The organism is Streptomyces thermoalcalitolerans, assembly GCF_039525155.1.
Lineage (GTDB): Bacteria > Actinomycetota > Actinomycetes > Streptomycetales > Streptomycetaceae > Streptomyces > Streptomyces thermovulgaris.
Window position 1 is genome coordinate 47,424 of sequence record NZ_BAAAHG010000006.1, and the last position, 22,226, is coordinate 69,649.

Annotated in this window: 15 protein-coding genes and 1 pseudogene; 6 read left to right on the forward strand and 10 right to left on the reverse strand. The window is 72.9% G+C overall.

The genetic code is table 11. The annotated features are described in order from the left end of the window. Positions 1–13 precede the first annotated feature (13 nt). From ABD224_RS05960 to ABD224_RS05995, 8 genes are all read right to left on the reverse strand, one after another. Entirely contained in the window at positions 14–2,653 is a 2,640-nt protein-coding gene (locus ABD224_RS05960) for a glycoside hydrolase family 3 protein (RefSeq protein ID WP_344047555.1), read from the reverse strand. Between the two features lie 8 nt (positions 2,654–2,661). Continuing rightward, positions 2,662–4,530 (reverse strand): PIG-L family deacetylase, encoded by a 1,869-nt coding sequence (locus tag ABD224_RS05965; protein ID WP_344047559.1) that lies wholly within the window; start codon positions 4,528–4,530, stop codon positions 2,662–2,664. Beyond that, positions 4,527–5,963, reverse strand: coding sequence for a sugar efflux transporter (locus ABD224_RS05970; protein WP_344047561.1), 1,437 nt, complete (start codon positions 5,961–5,963; stop codon positions 4,527–4,529). The genes ABD224_RS05965 and ABD224_RS05970 overlap by 4 nt, the downstream gene beginning before the upstream one ends. Further along, complete coding sequence (locus tag ABD224_RS05975; RefSeq protein WP_344047564.1) at positions 5,960–7,525, reverse strand: FAD-dependent oxidoreductase; 1,566 nt, start codon at positions 7,523–7,525, stop codon at positions 5,960–5,962. Before ABD224_RS05975 ends, ABD224_RS05970 begins: the two co-directional genes overlap by 4 nt. Positions 7,526–7,607: 82 nt before the next feature. Then, a complete protein-coding gene (locus tag ABD224_RS05980) occupies positions 7,608–8,756 on the reverse strand; it encodes a radical SAM protein (protein ID WP_344047566.1) in 1,149 nt (382 codons plus the stop codon). Positions 8,757–9,213: 457 nt separating this feature from the next. Then, the gene (locus tag ABD224_RS05985) at positions 9,214–10,692 is read right to left on the reverse strand and encodes a glycoside hydrolase family 18 protein (RefSeq protein WP_344047568.1); all 1,479 of its coding nucleotides are present in this window, start codon (positions 10,690–10,692) and stop codon (positions 9,214–9,216) included. A 125-nt stretch (positions 10,693–10,817) separates the two neighbouring features. Then, positions 10,818–12,221: a sensor histidine kinase gene (locus tag ABD224_RS05990; RefSeq protein ID WP_344047570.1), complete on the reverse strand. Its 1,404-nt coding sequence runs from the start codon at positions 12,219–12,221 to the stop codon at positions 10,818–10,820. Continuing rightward, positions 12,218–12,922, reverse strand: coding sequence for a response regulator transcription factor (locus tag ABD224_RS05995; RefSeq protein WP_344047572.1), 705 nt, complete (start codon positions 12,920–12,922; stop codon positions 12,218–12,220). Before ABD224_RS05995 ends, ABD224_RS05990 begins: the two co-directional genes overlap by 4 nt. A gap of 150 nt (positions 12,923–13,072) precedes the next feature. Between ABD224_RS05995 and ABD224_RS06000 the strand changes: the two genes are divergently transcribed. Then, positions 13,073–13,621 (forward strand): hypothetical protein, encoded by a 549-nt coding sequence (locus ABD224_RS06000; protein WP_344047772.1) that lies wholly within the window; start codon positions 13,073–13,075, stop codon positions 13,619–13,621. A gap of 124 nt (positions 13,622–13,745) precedes the next feature. Here ABD224_RS06000 and ABD224_RS06005 read toward each other — a convergent pair whose 3' ends face one another. Both ABD224_RS06005 and ABD224_RS06010 read right to left on the reverse strand, forming a co-directional pair. Further along, positions 13,746–14,615, reverse strand: a complete 870-nt coding sequence (locus ABD224_RS06005) for a spermidine synthase (RefSeq protein ID WP_344047574.1) — start codon at positions 14,613–14,615, stop codon at positions 13,746–13,748. Positions 14,616–14,688: 73 nt separating this feature from the next. After that, positions 14,689–15,036: a hypothetical protein gene (locus ABD224_RS06010; protein ID WP_344047577.1), complete on the reverse strand. Its 348-nt coding sequence runs from the start codon at positions 15,034–15,036 to the stop codon at positions 14,689–14,691. Positions 15,037–15,447: 411 nt separating this feature from the next. On the opposite strand from ABD224_RS06010, the gene ABD224_RS06015 reads away from it, so the two are divergent. The 5 genes and pseudogenes from ABD224_RS06015 to ABD224_RS06035 all read left to right on the forward strand — a co-directional run bounded on the left by ABD224_RS06015 (position 15,448) and on the right by ABD224_RS06035 (position 22,187). Beyond that, a complete protein-coding gene (locus ABD224_RS06015) occupies positions 15,448–16,920 on the forward strand; it encodes an NsdA family TPR-like regulatory protein (RefSeq protein ID WP_344047579.1) in 1,473 nt (490 codons plus the stop codon). 213 nt (positions 16,921–17,133) lie between these two features. After that, positions 17,134–18,108: pseudogene (locus ABD224_RS06020) on the forward strand (phosphatase PAP2 family protein); the annotation flags it as partial. Further along, entirely contained in the window at positions 18,020–19,246 is a 1,227-nt protein-coding gene (locus ABD224_RS06025) for a hypothetical protein (protein ID WP_344047581.1), read from the forward strand. The pseudogene ABD224_RS06020 and the gene ABD224_RS06025, both read left to right, overlap by 89 nt. Next, a complete protein-coding gene (locus ABD224_RS06030) occupies positions 19,237–20,841 on the forward strand; it encodes a hypothetical protein (RefSeq protein WP_344047583.1) in 1,605 nt (534 codons plus the stop codon). Before ABD224_RS06025 ends, ABD224_RS06030 begins: the two co-directional genes overlap by 10 nt. Next, complete coding sequence (locus ABD224_RS06035) at positions 20,838–22,187, forward strand: AAA family ATPase (RefSeq protein ID WP_344047585.1); 1,350 nt, start codon at positions 20,838–20,840, stop codon at positions 22,185–22,187. Before ABD224_RS06030 ends, ABD224_RS06035 begins: the two co-directional genes overlap by 4 nt. The last annotated feature ends 39 nt before the right edge of the window (positions 22,188–22,226 follow it).

The window sequence follows — 22,226 nt, forward strand, 5'->3', positions numbered from 1 at the left end:
GGACCTTCGCGTGTCAGGGAACGCGCCAGCCGATGTCGGCGATCTCCAGCAGCGCCGTTCCCTCGGTGTACAGCATGAACGGCACATCGACGTGGCGCAGGTCCATCCCCGCCGCGTCCAGTTCGGCCAGCGGCACGGACACCACCGTCCACTGCTGTGGCGGTGCCTGACGGAGCAGCGGTGCCAGATCCACGCCCGGCTGGGCGGGATAGTCGTCGTGGCACGCCAGGTACAACGCGGACGACGGCGGCTCGATCACCCGCGCGAGGAACCGCACATGGGCCCCGGCCTCCAGGTGACCGCGCAGGTCGGCGGGCTCACCGGTGGGCGACTCCGCGTAGAAGAAGGCCGGATGGCCCCAAAAACGCAGCCGCAGCCCGGTGCCGTCCCCGCTCTTCCGGGTGCTCCCGTCCGGGGCGTGGCCGGCGCCGGAGGGTGCGGGCACCGGGTCCGAGTGCAGGACGAGGCACCGCATCGGCCCGGTGAGCGGGACGTCCCTGCGCGACCAGGTGTTGTGACCGCCCACCCGCAGCCGGTACGGCGTGCCCGCCGCGTCCAGCACACGGAGCGGGCCGTCCACCGCGGGCGCGGGAGGGGGCGCCGGGGGTTCGTCGAGCGGCAGGGGTCCGGTGGCCGGGGCCTCGTCCCGCAGCGACAGGCCGTACCCCACCTCGAACAGCGGGGTGCAGCGGCCCTCGGGCGCCGTCTCCTCGGCGGGTACCCGGTAGTCCGGCAGGTGCGGGGGGATCCGGTTGACGGCGGCGGAGTCCCGTGTCCGCGGCCAGGAGGACGGCAGCCGGCCCTGGAAGTCGTAGGAGGGCGCGCCGGGTTCGGCGGCGAACAGCACATCGGTCAGGCCCTGTGCGTACGGGCCCGGCAGCCAGGCGACGACGAAGGCGTCGGAGAGGTTGATCTCCTCCGTGCAGTAGAGCGGACGGCCGGTAAAGAGGACCGAGACGACGGGAAGGTTCGCGGCGTCCAGCCGGCGCAGCACTTCGAGGTCGCGGGCGTAGGAGAGCTTCAGGTCGGCGTAGCCGATCGACCGCCAGGGCTTGATCGTGCCGCGCATCTCCGCGTACGCGTCCTCGCCCAGGGCGACCAGGGCCACGTCGAAACCGGCGGGGTCGGCGTGTTCCAGCGCCGGGTCCACCACGCACCGTTCGGCACCGACGACCAGGCGGACCGCGTCCGCCAGGGTGGTGCCGTCCGGCAGGTCGGCGCGGTCCACGTCGTCGCCCTGCCAGCTCAGGGTCCAGCCGCCGCACTGCTTGCTCAGGTCGTCGGCCGCGCTGCCGGTCACCAGCACCCGCGCGGTGCGCGGCAGCGGCAGCAGGCCGGGGCTGTTCTTGAGCAGGACCAGGGAGGCGCGGGCGGCCTCGCGTGCGAGGGCCCGGTGCTCGGCGCAGCCGACGATCCCCGTTCCCGGGGCCGTGAGCGCGCGGTCCCGGGGACGGGGCTTGTCCCACAGACCGGCGCGCATCTTCACGCGCAGGATCCGGGTGACGGCGTCGTCGACGCGTGCCGTCGGGACGACCCCGTCGCGCACCTGCCGGATGGTGGTGCGGTACACGCTCTGCCAGTCCTCGCGCCCGGCGATCATCAGCACGTCCAGCCCGGCGTTGATCGCGTATCCGGCGTCCCCGGGGGAGCAGCCGGCGACCTCGGCGTGCGCGTCCCAGTCGCTGATCACGACGCCGTCGAAGCCGAGGGCGTTCTTGAGCACATCGGTGATCAGGTAACGGCTGCCGTGCACCTTGTGGTTGTACGGCTGCGCACGGCCCGGGGTGTGGTCGTAGTTGGCGGGGTTCTCCCAGCTGCTGAAGGAGCCCATCACGCACTGCGCCCCGGCCTCGATGCCGGCCAGGAAGCCCTGGGCGTGGATGTTCCTCAGCACGTCCTCGGAGCAGCGTGCGATCCCCCGGTCGCTGCCGTTCTCGGTGCCGCCGTCCGCGATCCAGTGCTTGAGGGTGGCCAGCACCTTTCCGTCGGTGCGCAGCGCCGCCACGTCGCCCTGGAGACCCTCGACCATGGCACGCCCGTAGGCGTGCACCACGACCGGGTCCTCGCTGTAGCCCTCGTAGTAGCGGCCCCAGCGGCGGTCGCGCGGTGTGGTGACGGTGGGGGCGAAGATCCAGTCCATGCCGGTCGCGGCGACCTCGCGGGCGGTGGCCTCGCCGATGCGCCGCACCAGGTCCGGGTCACCGGCCGCGCCGAGGCCGATGTTGTGCGGGAAGATGGTGGCGCCGTGCACGTTGTTGTGCCCGTGCACCGCGTCGGTCGCCCACATGAACGGGATGCGGAAGGGCCGGTCCCGCCAGGTCTCCTCCGCCGCCGTCCAGAAGCGGTCGACCGTGTCCACCCAGTCCGCCACGCTCGCGTGCCGTTTGCCGCCGGGCCAGATCCCGGCGCCGTTGAGCGCGGAGCCGATCCGGTACTCGCGCACGTCCTCGCAGGTCAGCTCGGCCAGCTCGGGCTGGATCATCTGGCCGACCTTCTCTTCCAGGGTGAGCTGCCCGAGGATCTCGGCCACCCGGCGCTCCACCTCCGCGTCGCGGGGGATCGCGGAGGCGAGGCGGGGCCACTCGGTCAGCGGCCGCAGGGCGGGCAGAGGGGTGCCTGGGGGCTTTCGGCCGCCGTCCGTCACGGTCGTCATGGCGGTCGTCACTCCTTCGTGCCGGTGGGGGACTTCGGACCGGTGGGGGACGCGGTGGCCGGTTCCGTGCCGGTCGCGGTGGCCGGTTCCGTACGGGGGTTGCCGGACGGGCCGTCGACGCCGTCGCCGGCCGGTTCGCTGACCCAGAATTCCTCCGTCCGTGCCGCGAACACCCGTTCCTGGAACGGCAGCGGCACCACCGGCCGCGTCTGGCTCCTGGAGTACAGCTCGACCTGGGTGCGGTGCTCGCGGAACGCCGCGTGCTTGCGCTCCGCGTAGGCGCTGATGTCGAAGGACACGAGCCGCTCGGTGACCGCCTCCCGGCCGGCCGCCGGGTTGCGGTTGACGAAGCCGAACTCCTCCTCGGTGCGCTCGTCCCACACCACGTACCGGAACAGCCGCGGGGTGAGCCCCAGTTCGGCCAGGCAGGACACCACCGTCTCGCCGGTCAGCCGGTGGTCGGCGTTGAGCTCGCGCACCTCGTGGGGGAGGTACACATGGGTGACGTCACGGTGCTCGCGCAGCACCTTCAGCACGTCCTCGCGGAACGCCGGCAGATGGTCGGCGAGGGCGGTGTCGGGGTAGTCGAGGAACAGCGCCGCGTCCTTGTCCAGTCCCATCGCCTTGGCGGCCGAGCGCGCCTCCTCACGGCGTGTCTCGCGCAGTTCGGCGGGGGTCGGGTCGGTGTGGATGCCCAGCACCGCCGAGTGGGACATCGCCCCGTCGGTGGCGAACACCACCCGCACCCGGGCGCCCTCGGCGGCGAACCGTGCGATGGTGCCGCCGCAGGCGATCACCTCGTCGTCCGGATGCGGGGAGAAGACCAGCACCCGGGGCGCTTCGCGGCGCGCCTCGCGGTCCTTCCAGGTCCACACGCCGAGCACGGGCGGAGTCATGGTCGGGTCTCCTTCGGATCCGGTGCCGGCCGGCTCCCCGGCCGTCCGCGCGGTGTCGTTCATCAGGTCGATGGGGCGCTTCTGTGTGCCGAACCGGTCGGTGACCTCGCCGTCGGCCAGTCCGCGGGAGCGCAGGATGTCCTCGATCTCGTGGAAGTGGTGGTCGACCACCAGACGGGCGACCGGGGTGTCGTACTTCGCGGCGAAGTAGGCGTAGTTGCCGGCGGCCGACCGCATGTTGTCCTCGTAGCTCTTGGGGTGCGGCACATGGATCGCGGTGGCGTCGCGGCGCAGCACGAAGCGGGCGCCCGCCGTGTGCAGCCGGTAGCCGAGGTCGACGTCCTCCGCGCCCCAGGAGCGGTAGGCCTCGTCGAAGCCGCCGACCTCGCGCAGCAGACCGGTGTGCGCCGACGCGTTGCACGTCCACCACATCAGCCAGGGCGCCGTCAGGGCGGTGAGGTCCTCGCCGTAGCGCTCGTAGTAGTCCTCGCGGATGTCCGGCCAGCGGCCCTGTGCGAGGAACTCGGCGAACGACGCCTCGGGGTTCGCGAAGTCGAGGGCCGCGGTGATCTCCTCGCCGTCCTCGTTGCCCTCGTTGAAGCAGAGCACATAGCCGACGACCGCCGTGGGCGCGGACGTCTCCCGGTGCGCGGCCAGGTGTGCGGCGAGCGCGCCCGACCGCAGGATCACACCGGAGTCCACGAACACGCAGACGCCGGCACGGGCGTGCTCGATGCCGGTGTTGCGGGCCTTCGCGACGCGGTACCCCTCGTCCTCCTGGAAGAAGTAGCGCACGTCGAGCCGGTCGCGGTAGCCGGCGACGACCTGCGCGGTGTCGTCCTGGGAACCGTCGTCCGCGACGATCACCTCGAAGGTGTCAAAGCCGTCCAGCCGCTGACGGCACAGTGAGTCGAGGGTGTGCCTGAGCAGCGCCGACCGGTTGTAGGTGGGGACGACGACGGTGCAGACCGGCGTGGTCACGGGTTGCTCCCTTCACGAGGGTCGGTCAGGGGGTGGGGGGCGGGGACCGGGACGGGCGCGGGAGAGGGGGGCCGCGGGACGGCGCGCAGCAGGAGCGCGAGCACGCCGGCCACGGCGGTCAGCCCGGCACACACCCAGAAGACCTGGCGGTAGCCCGTCCAGGTGGCCACCGTGCCGACGGCCAGACCGCCCAGGAACATGCCGGCCTTGAAGGCGCTGGAGTACAGGGCGGAGGCGGTGCCGAACCGGCCGGGCAGGCTGTCCTGGAGCACGACCACGGGGATGTTCAGGGCCACCGCCACCCAGGCCGCGTTGAGCAGCTGCAGCGCGAGCAGAAGCAGCCGGCTGTCCGTGAGGGGGAGAAGGCCGAAGAACACGGTGGCGCAGACGGTGGCCGCGACCATCATCCGCTGCTTGCCGACCCGGTCCGCCCAGACACCGACGAGCACCATCAGCGGGACCTCCAGGGCGGCGCTCACCCCGAGCAGCAGCCCGGCGAACCGCGGGCTCATGCCCAGCTCTTCGGTGATGTGGAGGGGGAGGTCGATCTGGTACATCGAGTTCGCGCCGAGCAGCAGCACCACCGCCCCCAGCACCAGCACCGTCCGCGGGCCGAGTCCCCTGAACATGCCGAGCAGCCCGGGAGGCGGCCCGTCGGCGGGCTCCGGTGCGGCGGACGCGGCACGATCGGACCCGGCGGAGGGCTCCGAGGAGGCGGACCCGGCGGCGGGCTCGTCGGCCGGCTCGTCGGCGGTGGCCCCCGCGGAGCCGGCCCCGACGGCCGCGGAGCCACGAGGGCCGGGCTTCCGGGCCCCGGGCTTCAGAGGATCGGGCAGCCCCCACCCGCACAGTGCCGCCGCCAGCAACGACAGGGCGGCAGTCGTCGCGTACAGGGCGGTGAAGGACCAGTCGGCGATCACCCAGAAGGCGAGCGGGGGACCCACCACCCACGCCAGTGAGGTGACCGAGCGCAGGAAGCCGTTGAAGAACGGGGCGTCCACACCGCGCGCGTCGGCGAGTTCCCGGGTGTAGGCGAAGAGCTGCCCGAAGCACGCGCCGCCGAGCCCGAAGCAGACCATGCCCGCCAGGAGCAGCAGGTAGTAGTCGCGCAGGAGCGTGTAGCACAGCGCTCCGGCCGCGTTGAAGAGCGCGGTCAGGACCAGGATGGCGCGGCGGCTGCGCAGCCGGTCGGAGACCGCGCCGACCACCACGTCCGTACCGATCTCCGCGATCGACCGGGCGGCGAAGAACAGCCCCACCATCAGGGGAGTGGCGGTGACCGCCTCCCTCAGGAACAGGCTGGTGGTGGGCACCACGAACGCACCGGCCAGCCCGACCGCCGCGGTGGCGGCCATCAGGTTGAGCACCGCGGGGTCGAGGAGCAGGCGCCACCGGCCGCCGGTCCTGTTCCCGCTCGTCCCCCGGGCGTTCACGCGGCTCCGCCCGGTGCCGGCGCGGTCTCGCGCTGCCGGTACGGCAGCCATGCCGGCAGGACCCGGTCCTCGGGGACGCGCTCGGCGGCCGCCAGGTCGGCCTCGTCGATCTCGCCGCGGGCCAGCAGACTCTCCCGGGCCTCGGCCGGCAGCGAGGCCAGGACGCGGTGCCGCAGGCCCGCCAGGTCCAGGCGCCCGTCGTGGACGGCGGGGATCGGACGGATGTGTCCCGGGCGCAGGTTGGCGGGGTCGACCTGGCTGGAGACCAGGGTCCAGTAGTCGCGGAAGCGGGTCGCCGGGTCGGGCAGCGCGCCGCTGAGCAGGCCGAGGCGGATCGTCTCCAGCCAGCAGTCGAGGTAACGCCGGTCGTGCAGCGCGGACATGTGGCGGGCGCACCATTCGGCGCGCTCCTCGGGCCCCGGCAGCGCGGTCTTGCCGCCGAGCACGCTCAGCACCCAGCCCGCGATCGTCTCGAAGTACGGGCAGGCGGTGCCGAACGCCTCGGTGTCCACAGGGGTGTTGACCACGGCCAGGGTCGGGTCGTGCCGCCAGAAGTGGTGCTCGTACAGGTCCTCGCGGCGCAGGCCGTCGATGAACCCGTAGTCGGGCGGCTCGTAGCCGAGGCACAGCACCACGGCGTCGTACCGGCCGGTCGTGCCGTCCGTGAGGACGGTCCCGCCGTCCGGGGTGAACCGGGAGAAGGCCGCCACGGGGTGCACCCTTCCGCCGTGGACCGCCGGGATGATCTCCCCGTTGATGTGCACCGCCCCGTGGAAGCCGTCCTCGGGCAGCAGTCCGGTGGCCCGGTACATCTCCATGTACTCCGGCAGCCACTCGGTCAGCCAGCCCAGGTACTCGGCGTACGGCACGTCCTCGACGGCGACCCGGCCGGCGTACGAGAACAGCGCGTCGTTGTACGCGTCGCCGACCCTGCGGGGCAGGAACAGCACCTTGCGGCGTATCGACCAGTCCACCCGGGCGGCGTGCGGTGCGAGGTCGGCGGCGATGTCGGCGCCGCTCACCCCGCCGCCGACGACCAGGACGCGCTTGCCGCGGAACTCGTCCGGGCCGCGGTACTCGGGGGAGGTGAGCACCCGGACGCCGCGGTCGGGCGACGGGAGGCCGCCCTCCGGCATCCGGGGCCGCCACAGTTCGCCGTTGGCGACGAGAACCGCCTCGACCTGCTCGGAACACGTCGTCCCGTCGTGGGTGTCACGGGCCGTCACCCGCCAGTGCGCGCCGTCCTTCGTGACACCGACGACCTCCTGTCCGAAGCGCACCGACTCCAGCAGGCCGAACGCCTCGGCGTACGAGACGAGGTACTCCTGCACCTCGGTCTGCGTGGGAAAGTCGGCCGTGAAGGCGGGTGCGTGGTCGGAGAACGGCATGCTCATCCGTGAGCTCTGCATCCGGACTCCGGTGTACGCGCCGCCCGATGCGGGGTTCCAGATGCCTCCGAGAGCCTGGTGCTTCTCGAAGCAGACGACGTCGTGGCCGTCCGCGAGGGCCTGCTTGACGCAGGTGAGTCCCGCGGGACCGGCTCCGATCACAGCCAAACGCATGGACGGACTCCTGGCCTTGGTCGGGCAGAGGGCGAAGGGTCGGGCGGACGCCGCCGGCGGGGCGGGCGGGCATCGGGCGGCGTCAGATGAAGGGGTCGAAGTCCTCCGTCAGGTCCGGCGGTCCGGGGCGCCGGGGAAGCAGACGGATCTCCTGGTTGGTGGCGTGCCGGGCGCATACGAAACGGCAGTCCTCGCTGGGGTCGATCACCGTGGTGTCGGCCGACGCCCACAGCTCGGAGAAACTCGTCTCCCGGATGTCGCCGATCCGGCCCTTGGGGTTGCCCCTGTGGTACGGGCAGACGAAGACGCCGGTGGGGGTGATGGTGGTCCGCAGTTCGGCGACCGCGCAGCGGTGGTAGTCCTTCGGCTGCACGGAGTCGACGTGGTGGCGCACGGCCTGCCAGTTGGAGGAGTGCAGGACGTGGAAGGAGTCGTCCTCCAGGGCGCGCAGCCGGGCGATCTGCTCCTCGACGAGCTCGATGTGCTCGGCGCGCTGGTTGACCGTGTAGTGGTCCTGGTCCAGCATCGCCTTGACCTCGAAGTAGTCGCAGCCGATGTCCCGGGCCAGCACACCGGCCTGGTACACCTCGTGGTAGTTGGAGGCGGTGACCTCCCCGGCCTCGTCGAAGCGCTGCATCAGCAGGAACGAGTAGCCGAGCCGCCCCCTCTTGCGCGCGGCGAGCAGCCGCATGTTCTCGACGACCTGCGGGAAGACGCTGCGCTTGCCCCGGCTGGGGCGGAAGATCCGGTAGGTCTCGGCGCTGGCCGCGTCGAGCGAGACCCGCACCCAGGACAGCATCTCGGCGAGCCGGTCGAGGTGGCGGTGGATCTGGGTGCCGTTGGTGACCAGGCCCAGCTTGATGCCGGCCCCGTGCAGAACCTCGATGATCTCTCCGACGGAGCGGTGCAGCAACGGTTCTCCGCCACCGATGAGGATCACCGCGCGCACATCGGATTCGGCCAGTTCGTGCGCCAGGCGGACGATGCGGTCCTGGCCTATCTGGCCATGGTGCAGCACCTGGGAGCTGATGCACTCCGGGCAGGCGAGGTCGCACACGGTCGTGGGGTCCAGATCGACCACGAGCGGCGCGGACAGGCGCTTGCCGTGGGCGACGTCGAGGACGGAGGGGTACACGGAACGCTGGTAGAGCTTGCCCACCAGGTCGAGATTGCGCTCCACGAATGCGGTGCCGAGAGAAGTGCTGGACTGAGCTGACGTGCTGTCGGGCATGGTGCCGTCGCTTTCCGAATCGGCGAACGAAGAACGGAGCGCTTCGCAGGGAGACGGGGTGGTGCCAAACAGTGATGGGAGCGCTCCCGGAACCGTGCCCAACTGACTGGTTACATGTCAATCAGCCAACGGGAAACGGCCTTTCGCACATGCCGATTGGCTGAATTCCGTCGCTGCGGGCGCGGTGTGCGCAGCGGCGGAGGAGACGCGAGGACGCCCACCGCCTCGAGCCGTCCGGCCCCGTGGATCCGCGGCACCGCGCGCCGCCCGCCCGCCGGACGGCGTCCATGGACGGACGGGCACAACAGTGCGCCCCGGCCGGGTGGGGGGTGAAGCCGGCCGGGGCGCGTTCCCCGTTGTTCGATGATGGTCTGTCGGGACGGACCCGCCTGGATCAGCCGGACCAGTCGGACCAGCCGGACCAGTCGGATCGGTCGGATCAGTCGGATCGGTCGGATCAGTTGAAGGCCGCGAAAGCCTTGGAGAAGGCGAAGTCGCCCTGGTTGATGGAGCTGCAGGTCGCGTCGGCGGCCTGCTTGGGGCCACCGGGGCACTGCTTGTCACGGGTGGCGGACCACATGGACAGCCAGCCGATTCCCTTGGACTTGGCGAAGTTCACCAGCTGGGTGGCGTCCTCGACCTTGAAGACCTCGGTGACGACGTCGTTGACCCCGATCATCGGAGTGACGGCGACCGTCTTCCAGGCCTCGCTCTCGGACAGCCCGAGGATGCCCTTGATCTGGGCCTGGGTCGCGGTGGCGGCCTGCTCGGCGTAGTCGCCCATGTCGTCGCTGAACGCGGGGCCGTAGTCCATCGCCATGATGTTGACCGTGGAGATCTTCACCCCGTTGGCCTTGGCGTCGGCGAGCAGGTTCACGCCGTCCTGGGTCAGCCCCTCGGGCATGACGGGCAGGGTGAAGGAGACGTCCAGGTCCGGGTGGCTCTGCTGGAGCTTGGCGATGGCCTGGGCGCGACGGGTGTTGGCGGCCTTGTCGGGCAGCGCGCCGCCCTCGACGTCGAAGTCGACCTTGGTGAGCTTGAACTGGTCGACGACCTTGCCGTACGCCGCGGCCAGCGCGTCCACCGAGGAGCAGGCGGTGGCGAGTTCGGAGCCGGCGGCACCGCCGAAGGAGACACGCACATCGCCGCCCTTGGCGCGCAGCGCGCCGATCTGGGAGGCCACGCCGTTGCTTGCGAGGTCGCCGACACCGCCCCACTTGGGGGTGCAGCCGCCACCGTCGGTGACGAAGGCGAGGTTGTAGTTCTTCACACCGGTCGCGTCCGCGGCGGCGAGCAGGTCGAAGGCCGGGAAGAGGGAGGTGTCGACGTACGGTGCGAAGCCGGCGCTCGCCTTCGTACCGGTGCCGGTGCCGCCGCCGCTGCCGGTGTCCCGGGGGGCCGTGGTGGTCGGCGTCGCGGTGGGAGCGGCCGTCCTGGACTCGGTCGGCGTCGCGGTGGGGGCCGATGTCGCGGTCTCGGTGGGGCGGCCCTCGGGCTCCGGGGTGGCGGAGTTGTCCGTCGAGCAGCTGCCGTTGTCGATGCGGCAGCCCGTCGGGTCGCCGGTGCCGTTGACGACGAAGCCGACGGTGACCGACTCTCCGGGGGCGAGCCCGTCGGTGTCCCACTTCGCCGGCGTCACGGTGACATGCTGTCCGCTGACCCGGGACTCGGCGTTCCACAGCGAGCTGAGCTTCGCCCCGGCGAGCAGGTCGAACTCCAGCTTCCAGTCCTTCTTCGTCTGGCCGCTGTTGTTGGTGACGACGTACTGCGCGCTGTACCCGGTGGACCAGTCGGTGGTCTTGGTGTAGGCGGCGCCGACACCGGCGGCCTGCGCGATGCCGGTGAACACCAGTGCCCCGCCGCCGGCCACGGCCGCGGCGACCAGACCGCCTATCGCCTTGTTCCTGCCACTGATCCTGCGCCGGTGCGTACTCATGCTGTCGTCCGCCTTTTGCTGCTCGCGGAATGGGATGTCGCGGAAAGGGGTGCGGCAGCACGCTAGCGATCCGGAATCCGGCAAAACGCTTGATCCGGGCGGGCGTTGGGAATCTTAGGGTCCGCTTAAGGAAGGGATCGGGAACGGTTAAAGATCGAGACCAGTGCGCCCGCACGGCGGCGGCGCACGGCCCCCCGGTGGCCCCTGCGCACCGGTTTGCGGCCGTCGAGCTGGAGCCAGATGCGCACCTCCGTGCCGCCGAGCACGGAGGAGCCGATCCTCACGTCCCCGCCGGTCGACTCCGCGAGCCGGCGCACGATGTCCAGGCCGAGCCCCGTGGAGCCTTCGGTGCCGGAGCCCCGGCCGCGCGCCATGGCCGCCTCGGGGTCGGGTATGCCGGGGCCCGCGTCGGAGACGAGCACGATCACCGCGTCGTCGGCGTGGTGCACGTCGACCGAGAAGGCCGTGCCCTCGGGGGTGTGCCGGAAGACATTGCCGAGCAGGGCGTCCAGCGCGGCGGCGAGGTCGGCCCGGGCCACGGGGACGCGCGCCGGCTTCTCCACACCGGCCAGCCGCCAGGTGCGGCCCTCGTCCTCGGCGAGCGCCGACCAGAACTCCATCCGCTCACGGACCACTTCGGCCGCGTCGCACCCGGCGCCCGGACCGGCGGCCGCGGTCTGCGGCTTGGCCTCCCGCGCGGTACGGATGATGGTGTCGACCTCGCGCTCCAGCTGGGCGACGGCCTCCCTGGTCTGCTCGGCGGCCGGTCCGTCGCCGAGCGAGGCCGCGTTCAGCCGCAGCACGGTCAGGGGCGTCCGCAGCCGGTGGGACAGATCGGCCGCCAGCTCACGCTCGTTCGCCAGGAGTTGTACGACCTGATTGGCCATGGAGTTGAACGCGGCCGCGGCGAGCCGCAGTTCGGTCGGCCCCTCCTCGGGCACCCGGGCGCCCAGCCGGCCCTCCCCCAGTTCGCGCGCACTCTCGACGAGCCGCTGCGCGGGCTGCACCATCCGCACACCGAGCCGGTCGGCGACGGCGACCGAGCCGACGACGAGCGCCGCGCCCACCCCGGCGAGCACCGCCCAGGCCGTGCCGACGCCGTTGCTGACCTCGGCCTCGGGGACGTAGACCTCGACGACCGCGATGGCGCCGGAGCTCAGCGCGACCGGCTGAAGCAGCGCGAACCCGCCGTCCACCTCGGTGGTGGAGACACGGCCCACCCTCCGTACGGTCGCGATGTCCTCGCCGGCGGCCCGGCCGCGGCCGATGTCGACGGCCGCCGTGCCCTCGGCCTCCGGTATGTGCACGGCCATGCGTGCCTCCGAGCCGGCCGAGGCGACCACCCGCTCCAGCTGCTCGCGCTCGGTGGTGATGGACAGCGCGGGAGCGACCGCCGCGGCCTGGCGTTCGGCGTTGGAGAAGGCGCGGTCGCGGGCCATCTCCTTGACGACCAGCCCGAGCGGGACGGCGAAGGCGACCACGACCATGGTGGTGACCGCCAGGCAGACCTTGACCAGGGCCCATCTCATCGCGGCGGCTCCGCCCCGGGCGGCTCCAGCTTCACGCCCACACCCCGCAGGGTGTGCAGATAGCGGGGCCGGGCGGCCGTCTCGCCCAGCTTGCGCCGCAGCCAGGACAGATGGACGTCTATGGTCTGGTCGTCGCCGTAGGACTGCTGCCACACCTCGGCCAGCAGCTCCCTGCGCGACACGACCACACCGGGCCGCCGGGCGAGGAAGGCGAGCAGATCGAACTCACGCCGGGTCAGGTCCAGCCGCACGCCGTCCAGTTCGGCCTGGCGGCGCAGCGGATCGACGGTCAGGCCGCCGACGCGGAGCACGGTGGACGAGGTGTCCTCCCCCGCGCCGGAGCGGGCCCGGCGCAGGACGGCGGCCATGCGCGCCGACAGATGCTCGACCGAGAACGGCTTGGTCAGATAGTCGTCCGCCCCGGCGTTGAGCAGCCGGACGATCTCCGCCTCGTCGTCCCGGGCGGTGGCGATGATGACGGGCACATCGGTGATGCCGCGCAGCATCTTCAGAGCCTCGGAGCCGTCCAAGTCGGGCAGTCCGAGATCCAGGACCACCAAGTCGAAGCGGTGATGAGCGACCTCGCGCAGTGCCTCCAGCGCCGTACCGACACTGCGCACGGTGTGCGAAGCCTCGGTCAGATGCCGGATGAGCGCCGATCGTACGAACTGATCGTCCTCGACCACGAGCACACTTGCCATGCGCCGCACCGTACGCCATGGACACACCAGCGGTGCGCGCCTGTGGACAACTTCGGCCCGGTCCCGCCGCCTGCTGTGGACAACCTCACTCCGGTCCCGTCCGGGCGACAGGGACGACAGAGAGGGCGCGAGTGAGACAGTATGACCGCGATGCACAGAGGACTCGTTCACGTACTGGCGTGGTCGCTCGCCACCGGTGCGGCGACCACGTTGTCGTGGTGGGGTGTCCACACGGTGATGGCGGGCACGGCCTACGACCCGCCCCGCGCCCTGCCCATCACGGCGGCCGGCGCGACCACGCAGGAGCCGAGGCCGCAGGCCTCCTCCACCTACCGGCCGCCCCCGTCCGCGAGCCCGTCGCCCACGCCGAGCCGCACCCCCCGCACACGGCCGGCCACCTCCGGCTCCTCCGCACCGGCGTCCCCCGCGAACACTCCGGCCTCCTCGCCCGCCCCCTCCCCCGCCCCCGCGTCCTCCGGCCAGGTCAAGAGCTATGACACCCGGGGCGGCCGGGTGGTCCTCTCCCTCGGCGAGTCCTCGGCGAACCTGGTCTCCGCCACTCCGAGCACCGGCTGGTCGATGCAGGTGTGGAAGACCGAGACCTGGATCCGTGTGGAGTTCACCTCGGACACCGACCGGGTGTCGGTCATCTGCGCCTGGCACGACGGTCCGCCGCACGTGGACATCGGCACCTACTGACGTCTTCGGGCTGAGGTCTTCCGGCGCCCCTCCCGGCGCACCCCTCCGGCCCGGACCCCTCCGTCGGGCGTCCGGTTCAGCGGAAGGTTCAGTGGAAGGTCCAGCAAAAGGTTCAGCGAAAAGTTCAGCGGAAGACCGAGGGCGGTGGCGCCGGTGAGGCGACGGCCACGGCGTCCGTGACCGGTGCGGCTCCTCCGGTGAAGTCGATGAGGGCGCGGCCGTGTTCGACCCGGCCCGGGTAGGGGTCGGAGGCGGCCCGGCGGGTCAGTTCGGCGATCGGCAGCGGAAGGTCGGCGGCGACGAGCACGGCGTTGCCGAACCGCTTGCCGCGCAGCACGGCCGGGTCGGCGATCAGCGCGAGGTGGGCGAACCGGGCGGCGGCGGTGGCGATCTGACCGCGCAGATGGGCCAGCGGCGGGCCGTCGGCGAGGTTGGCGGCGCAGACCCCGCCCGGCTTCAGGGCTCTGCGGACCTCGTCGAGGAACTCCGTGGAGGTGAGGTGGGCGGGGGTGCGGGTGTCGCTGAAGACGTCCACGACGACCAGGTCGGCCCAGCCGTCCGGGATCTTGGCGAGCCCTTCGCGTGCGTCCGCCGACCGCACCCGTATACGGGCGTTCTTCTCCCACGGCAGCTCGCGCCGCACCAGCTGGACCAGAGCCGCGTCCCGCTCGACGACCTGCTGGGTGGAGCGGGGCCGGGTGGCGGCGACGTACCGGGCGAGCGTGAGCGCCCCGCCGCCGAGGTGCACGGCGTGCACCGGTCTGCCGGCCGGCGCGACGAGGTCGATCACATGGCCGAGCCTTCGCTGGTACTCGAAGGAGAGGTACTCCGGGTCGTCGAGGTCGACGTACGACTGCGGGGCCCCGTCGATCAGCAGGGTCCAGCCCCGCGCCCGTTCCCGGTCGGGCACGAGCTGCGCGAGCCCGCCGTCGACCCGCTCGGCGACGGTCTCGGCGGCTCCTCGTCCGCGGCGGGGCCTTGTGGACCTTCCCATGCGCTCATTGTCGCAAGGCGTGCACGGCCGCACGCACGCGTGTGCCGGGCCACGGGTGCCCGACCGGCCGGCGTCAGCAGCAGTTGTCCGCCGCCTCGATGATCCGGGCCGCCTCCCCCAGCGCCCGGCGCAGCACCGCGGGATCGGTCGCGAGGCCGGCCTCGCCGGGCGGGACCAGCCAGTCGGCGCCCTCCACGGGCGGCTCCGGGGTGAGCCGCAGGCCCCGCCCGTCGGTCTTGGTGCAGGTGCTCCCGGGCACGTCCCAGGCCGCGGCCGTGCCGGCCGGCACCACGAAGCCCAGGGTGTCGTCCTCGTCGTCGTGCAGAACGGGCCCCACCGCGTCCTCCGCGCCGCGGCGCAGGATGTCGACCGCCTCCAGTCCCTGACGGGCCGGCACCGTCACCAGGTCGCACGGAGCCAACGGAGCCGACGGGGACAACGGAGACGTCGTGGCCGACGAAGCCGGCGAAGACGGTGAGGCCGGCGAGGACTGCGGCGGCTGCGTACACGGATCGCGTTCTTGCGGGATCTCCATCCCGGCCTCCATCGTGAACACCCTTCTCGTGGACGAGCAGGCCGGGAGTCGGGCGGCTCCCGGTCCACGGGGTTCAACGCGACAACGTGTCAACGGGCACGGTCGAAGTCCGCCGCAAAGGATGGCACTTCATGGCAGATCACGAACGAGATATCCGTTTTGTGGTCAACCACAGCGTGGCGGACCGGGCACAACCGGTACTTTCTTGCACGTCGGAAACAGGGAGTCACATGGATGACTCGGACAACTCTCCCTGAGCCCGGCATGGTTCGACGGTTCGCACGAGAGGGCCCGGCCATGACGTCGTCGACGGTGACCTCGTCCCCATCCCCCCGGCCGCCACGGCCGAATCTCATCTTCCGACAACTGCGCGGACAGCACTCGCCGGCCGAGTTCGCCGCGATGGTCCGGCGAGCCGCCGAGGAGATCGGCGAGCGGGTCAGCTGTGACGCCCGCTACATCGGCCGGGTGGAGGCAGGCGAGATCCGCTGTCCCAACTACGCCTACGAACGCGTGTTCAGGCACATGTTCCCCGGCCGGACGCTCACCGATCTGGGGTTCGTCCCCCGGTCGGCCGTCCGCGGACGCGCGGCACGCCGCCCCCCGCACGAGACACGGCGCGAGACACAGGAGACGGACCGCAAGACCCAGGAGACGGACCGGCCGTACCGGTCCCCCGCCGTGCAGGTCCCCGCGCAGACCCCGTACCACCCGCACGAAGATCACGAAGATCACAAGGACGACGAGGAGAGCGACGTGCTGCGTCGCGCATTCATGACCCGTGGAGGCGTCACCGTGGCCGCCGCCTCGCTGGGCCCTCTGGGGCTCGCCTTCGACACGCCGGCCGCACACCGTCCCGTGCACCGTGCCGACGCGCGTGACGCCGACGCCGTCGAGGAAGCCGTCCGCAGGATCCGGCTGCTCGACGACCGGCACGGAGCGGACAGCCTCTACCGCCGCGCGGCGGCTCCGCTGCGCGCCGCCTACGCGTTGCTCGACGCCGGCGCGACCCGGCAGGCCACCGCCGACCGGCTGTACTCGGGCGTCGGTGAACTGGCCATCTCGGTGGGCTGGCTGGCCCACGACTCCGGGCGCTTCGACGACGCCCGCTCGCACTACGCGGAGGCGCTGGCCACCGCGCGCATGACCGGGGACCCGGCCCTGGAGGCGCACGCCTTCTGCAACACGGCGTTCCTCGCACGGGACGCGGGACGGCCGCGGGAGGCGGTACGGGCCGCGCAGGCCGCGCAGCGCGTGGGGCGCGGGCTGGGCTCGGCACGGCTGATGTCGCTGCTGGCGCTGCGCGAGGCGGGCGGCTGGGCGGGGCTCGCCGACCGCGCCGGCTGCGAGCAGGCGCTCGCCCGGGCGCAGGCCTTGTACGAGCGGGGGCCCTCGGACGCCGACCCCGAGTGGATGAGCTTCTACGGCGAGGCGGAGCTGGAGGGGCTGGAGGCGCAGTGCTGGTCGGCGCTGGGCGACTGGTCGCGGGCGGCCCGGCACGCACGGCGGGCCGCACAGCTGCAGGACCCGCACTTCGCCCGGAACATCGCGCTGTACACGGCCGAGCTGGCCGACGACCTCGCGCGCGGGGGGCAGCCCGACGAGGCCGCCGCCGCGGGCATGCGGGTGCTGGACCTTCTGGGGCAGGTCCAGTCCTCCCGGGTCCAGACGATGCTGGCGGGCACGGCACGTGTGCTGCTGCCGCACCGGCGGGAGAGCGGGGTGTCGGCCTTCCTCGAAAGACACGCCGACACTCTGCGCGCGGTGTGAGACAGAGATCACGCAGGTCCTTTTCCGAGCCCCTCGCACACGAGCGCCTCGAACAGAGGGACGCTCCCCGTGCTCACCTGTGACGCAACCCTCACAGTGGCCCCCGCGTCTCTCAGGGCCGGGGGTGCCCTGGAGGAAACCGGAACGCACACCGTAAGGTGGCCCGGCCCGGTACAGGGCACCGCAGCGACGTCACAGGGGGAGGGGCATCGGATGCCGCAGACCGAGGCATCAGCACCGGCGCCGCGCACCGAGGCACCCTCGGATTCCCGGCCGCGCTGGTGGACCGAGCTGCCCCTGGTCCTGCTGGTGTACGGCTGCTACTCGGCGGGCCGCCTGCTGGCCCGCGGGGACGTCTCCACCGCCGTCGACCACGGCCTGGCGATCCTCCGCGTCGAGCAGGCGCTGCACCTGAACGCCGAGCATCCCCTCAACCGCCTCTTCACGCGCGAGCCCTGGCTCGGTGTCCCGGCGGACTTCTGGTACGCGTCCCTGCACTACCTGGTGACCCCGGCGATCCTGGTGTGGCTGTTCCGGGCGCGCGCCACGTTCTACCGGGCGGCCCGCACCTGGCTGATGACGTCCACCTTCATCGGCCTGATCGGCTTCACCCTGCTGCCCACCTGCCCGCCCCGCCTGCTCTCCCCGGAGCACGGCTTCGTGGACACGATGGCCCACTACAGCTCGTACGGCTGGTGGGGCGGCGAGGCCAGTGCGCCGCGCGGGCTCGGCGGGCTGACCAACCAGTACGCGGCCATGCCGAGTCTGCATGTGGGCTGGGCCCTGTGGTGCGGAGTGATGCTGTGGCGGCACGGCGGCACGCGTACGGCCAGGGCCGCCGCCGTGCTCCATCCGCTGGTGACCGCCGTGGTGGTGCTGGGCACCGCGAACCACTACCTCCTGGACGCGGTCGCGGGCACGGCCGTGATGGGCGCCGGACTGCTGCTCACTCCCCGTGTGATGCGCGGTGCGGACCGGGCCCGGGCGCTGCTGACGGTCCGTGACACGACAGCCGGCACGACAGCCGGCACGACAGTCAAGAGGCAATCGGGCGACGCGGGTTCCCCCATTGTCGGCAGCGGATGTCAGACTTCGGCGGGTGAGCGAATTCCACGGCAGCGCGCAGCGCGGTTCGGTTCCACAGCCGCGCCAGACGCCGTTTCCGGCGAAGCGGGAAACGGCGCTCCCGGTCGGGGCCTTTCCCGCCCGGACGAAGTCGAGAGCCTGGGGAAGGCTCGCTGAACTCCGCGGGCCCGGCGTACCGGCGAAGGCACTGGACGCCCGCGCCCTCGCGGCCCTCGCCGCGAACCCGGGCTGCCGGCGGCGCGCGATCCTGGACGGCGCGGGCGTGGACAAGGCGGCCCTCGCGAACGCGCTGGGCGCACCCCCGGTCTTCGGCCAGTCCCAGTTCGCCCTCACCCGGGGCAACGCGTTCGAGGCACGGGTCAAGGCGGACGGCGGCGCGGAACTGCTGCGGCTGGCGCACCGGACGCTGGATCCCGGCGCCGAGCCGCCGCAGCGGGCCTGCGTTCCCGACCTGACCGCCCAGGGCCCCGACGGGCGTACGGCGCGTACGGCACTGGCGCTGCGCGAGGCCGTCCAGGCGGGCGGCTGGACCCTGCTGGACCATCCGATGCTCGCCCTGGAGGTGGCCGGCTCGCCCGCCTTCCTGGAGCCGGACGCGGTGGTGGTGCACCCGGACGGCAGCTGGACGGTCGTGGAGATCAAGTCCTTCCCGGTGCTGGACGGTTCCGCGGATCCGGCGAAGGTGGGCGCGGCGGCCCGGCAGGCGGCGGTGTACGTGCTGGCGCTGGAGGAGGTCGCCGCCCGTCTGGACCCCGCCCCGCGGGTGCGGCACCGGATGCTTCTGGTGTGTCCCAAGGACTTCTCCAACCTGCCCACCGCCTCCGCCGTCGACATCCGCAGACAGCGCGCGGCGACCGCCCGGCAGCTGACGCGGCTGACCCGTGTCCAGGACATCGCCGACGCGCTCCCCGAGGGCGTGTGCTTCTCCCCCGAGCTGCCCCGTGAGGAGCTGACGGCGGCGGTCGAGGCGGTCCCGGCGGCGTATGCGCCGGAGTGCCTGGCCGCGTGCGAGCTGGCCTTCCACTGCCGGGCGCGCTCCCGGGCGCAGGGCTCGGTGACCGCACTGGGCCGCTCGGTGCGCGCCGAACTGGGCGGACTGTCGACGGTCGAGGAGGTGCTGGCGGCGGCCCACGGCGAGGCGGGCGACCCGGACGACCCGGCGGTGGCGGCCCTGCGCAGGGCCGCCGCGCTGCGGGCCGAGGCCCTGGCGCTCGCCGGCCGGGAGGCGGCATGTCGCTGATCACCACCCTCGCCCGGCTCGAGGCGGTGCGCGCCGGGCGGGCCCAGCCCGCCACGACCGTACGGCACCGGCATCTGTCCGAGCGGCCCCTGGTGTTCGTCCCGCTCACCACCGCCGGTGAGGCGGGCGCCCCGCTCGGCGCGCTGGTCGGCACGGACCGGCACGCGCCCCGGCTGCTGACCGTGCCGCAGCCGCGCGACCGGGAGCTGCGGTTCGCGTTCCTCGCCGAACTGGCCGATGTGATCCTGCCGTACATCGACTCCTTCGCCGACGTCGTGGAGACCGTCGAGCGCACCGAGGCCGACCCGGAGACCGGCAAGCGGGTCAAGGTCGAGGTGGAGCTGTGCGCGGACGCGCCCCAGCTGATCGTGCCGAGCCGCGCGGGCATCCACTTCGTACGGCTGCTCGGGCGTTCCATGCGTTTTCGGCGCACCGCCGAGCAGGACCCCCAGGCCCCGCACCCGGCGCCGCCGAGGGTGCCGCTGCTCGGGCGGTGGCTGACCCACTTCGGGGAGCGGGCGCGGGTGCCCGGCTCCTCGCTGCTGCTGGCGCTGACCGATCTGCTGGCCCGGCACTGGATCACGGGCCAGTCCAGCCTGGAGGACCAGCACCTGGGGGCACTGCTGGCGTGGATCAGTCCGCCGGAGGGCGTCTCGGGTGCCCAGGCCGCGCTGCGGGCCGAGCTGGCACGGGACGCCGACGGCCAGCTGGAGTGCCCCCCGGCCGGTCCGGCGACCGATCCGGCGTTCGACAACAGGCTGCTGGCGCCGGCCATCGAACGCTACGACCGCGCGCGTGCGGCCCTCGCCGCCGCGGAGGACGGTCTGCAGGCCGACGCACGGCTGGGCGCCCTCGCCGCCGCCGAGCACGAGATCCGCACACTGATCGAGAGATGCGCCCTGCCCACCTGGGAGAAGGTCTGGCAGGGCCTGGACCTGCTGCGGGCGCTGCCCGAGGGCGCGCATGTGGAGGAGCGGTGGACGCGCGACCGCTGGTCGTTCACCTCCCACCGCGACCGGGTGCGCGCGGGCGAGCCGCCGCAGCCGCGCCACGACGACGCGGTCACCGCGGCGAACAAGCTGGCCGCACGCGAGCGCGAGCAGGCCCGCCTGGAGGCCCAGGAGGCGCTGGACGACCCGCTGGTCATGGCGGGGCGGCGGCTGGCCGGGGAGGCGTTCGCCGGCGAGGTCACGGACGTCGTCATGGCGTACGGCGAGGGCAAGCGGCCCGCTCCGCGCCCGCTGGTCACCGTCCGCACGGACGACCTGCCGCACCTGGACGAGCGGACCCGGGTGTACCGCTCGCTGGACGGCAAGCCGCAGACGGCCGAGTGCGTCGCCCTCGAGGAGGGCGGGGCCGAGGGGACGCTGATCGTGCTCCGGATCCTGGACCGGATGGGCCGCGGCAGGGAACCGGCGGCCGGCTCCGTCCCGGAGAAGGGCGACCGTGTGTGCTTCACGCTCTTCGAGCACGAGCCGCGCGGCGGCGCCAGGCTGCCCGAGCCGGAACGGACCCCCTGGACGCACGGCGGCCCGCCGGACGAGGAGAGCGTGCCGGAGGCCCCCGACCCGGTGACCGAGGAGGACCTGCTGTGACCGCCCCCGCCCGGAAGGCCGCCTTCGACCCGCGGGAGGCCGCCGCCCGCGCCACCGACGCGATCCTCCGCGACACCCTGCACGGCCCGCACCGCGGTGTCGTCGTCGACTCCCCGCCCGGCGCGGGCAAGTCGACGCTGGTCGTCCGCGCCGCGCTGGAGCTGGCCGCCGCCGGACGGCCGCTCATGGTGGTCGCGCAGACCAACGCGCAGGTCGACGACCTGGTGGTGCGGCTCGCGGAGAAGAACCCCGACCTGCCCGTCGGCCGGCTGCACAGCAGTGACGCCGACCCGTACGACAAGGCGCTCGACGCCCTGCCGAACGTGCGCACCTCCGCGAAGGCCGCCGACCTCGCCGGTCTGGACGTGGTGCTGTCGACCGCCGCGAAGTGGGCCCATGTGCGCACCGACGAGCCGTGGCGGCACGCGATCGTCGACGAGGCGTACCAGATGCGCTCGGACGCCCTGCTGGCGGTGGCCGGGCTGTTCGAACGGGCGCTGTTCGTGGGCGACCCGGGCCAGCTCGACCCGTTCTCGATCGTCGGCGGCGAGCAGTGGGCGGGCCTGTCCTACGACCCGTCGGCGTCCGCGGTGACGACCCTGCTGGCCCACAACCCCGGGCTGCCCCAGCACCGGCTGCCGGTGTCCTGGCGGCTCCCGGCCTCGGCGGCGCCCCTGGTGTCGGACGCGTTCTACCCGTACACGCCGTTCCGCAGCGGCACACAGGCCGAGGACCGGCGGCTCGCCTTCGCCGTCCCCTCCGACGGCTCGGCCCCCGACCGGGTGATCGACGAGGCCGCCGAGTCCGGCTGGGGCCTGCTGGAGCTGCCCGCGCGGTACACCCCGCGCACGGATCCGGAGGCGGTGCGCGCGCTGGCGGCGGTCGTCCGGCGGCTGCTGGAGCGGGGCGGCGTCACCGTCTCGGAGCGGTCACCGGATCCGGTGCCGCTGACCGCCGACCGGATCGCCGTGGGCACGGCGCACCGCGACCAGGCGGCGGCGGTACGGGCGGCCCTGGCCGGCCTGGGCGTCACGGAGGTGACCGTGGACACGGCGAACCGGCTCCAGGGCCGCGAGTTCGATGTCACGGTGGTCCTCCACCCCCTCTCCGGCCGTCCCGACGCCACCGCCTTCCACCTGGAGGCCGGCCGCCTGTGCGTCCTCACCTCCCGTCATCGCCACGCCTGCATCGTGATCTGCCGCGCCGGGGTGAGCGAGCTCCTGGACGACCATCCGTCGACGGAGCCGGTCCAGCTGGGGGTGACGGTGAAGTTTCCCGACGGCTGGGAGGCGAACCACGCCGTGCTCGCGCGGCTTCAGGAACACCGGGTGGCCTGGAGACCTTGAGAACCCTGGGAGAACTCCGGGCGGTCGCCGCCCCGCCGC

Coding starts and splice junctions, on each gene's coding strand:
- ABD224_RS05960 (WP_344047555.1), bottom strand. CDS start 2,653: ATGACGACCGTGACGGACGGCGGCCGAAAGCCCCCAGGCACCCCTCTG.
- ABD224_RS05975 (WP_344047564.1), bottom strand. CDS start 7,525: ATGCGTTTGGCTGTGATCGGAGCCGGTCCCGCGGGACTCACCTGCGTC.
- ABD224_RS05980 (WP_344047566.1), bottom strand. CDS start 8,756: ATGCCCGACAGCACGTCAGCTCAGTCCAGCACTTCTCTCGGCACCGCA.
- ABD224_RS05985 (WP_344047568.1), bottom strand. CDS start 10,692: ATGAGTACGCACCGGCGCAGGATCAGTGGCAGGAACAAGGCGATAGGC.
- ABD224_RS05990 (WP_344047570.1), bottom strand. CDS start 12,221: ATGAGATGGGCCCTGGTCAAGGTCTGCCTGGCGGTCACCACCATGGTC.
- ABD224_RS05995 (WP_344047572.1), bottom strand. CDS start 12,922: ATGGCAAGTGTGCTCGTGGTCGAGGACGATCAGTTCGTACGATCGGCG.
- ABD224_RS06000 (WP_344047772.1), top strand. CDS start 13,073: ATGCACAGAGGACTCGTTCACGTACTGGCGTGGTCGCTCGCCACCGGT.
- ABD224_RS06005 (WP_344047574.1), bottom strand. CDS start 14,615: ATGGGAAGGTCCACAAGGCCCCGCCGCGGACGAGGAGCCGCCGAGACC.
- ABD224_RS06015 (WP_344047579.1), top strand. CDS start 15,448: ATGACGTCGTCGACGGTGACCTCGTCCCCATCCCCCCGGCCGCCACGG.
- ABD224_RS06030 (WP_344047583.1), top strand. CDS start 19,237: ATGTCGCTGATCACCACCCTCGCCCGGCTCGAGGCGGTGCGCGCCGGG.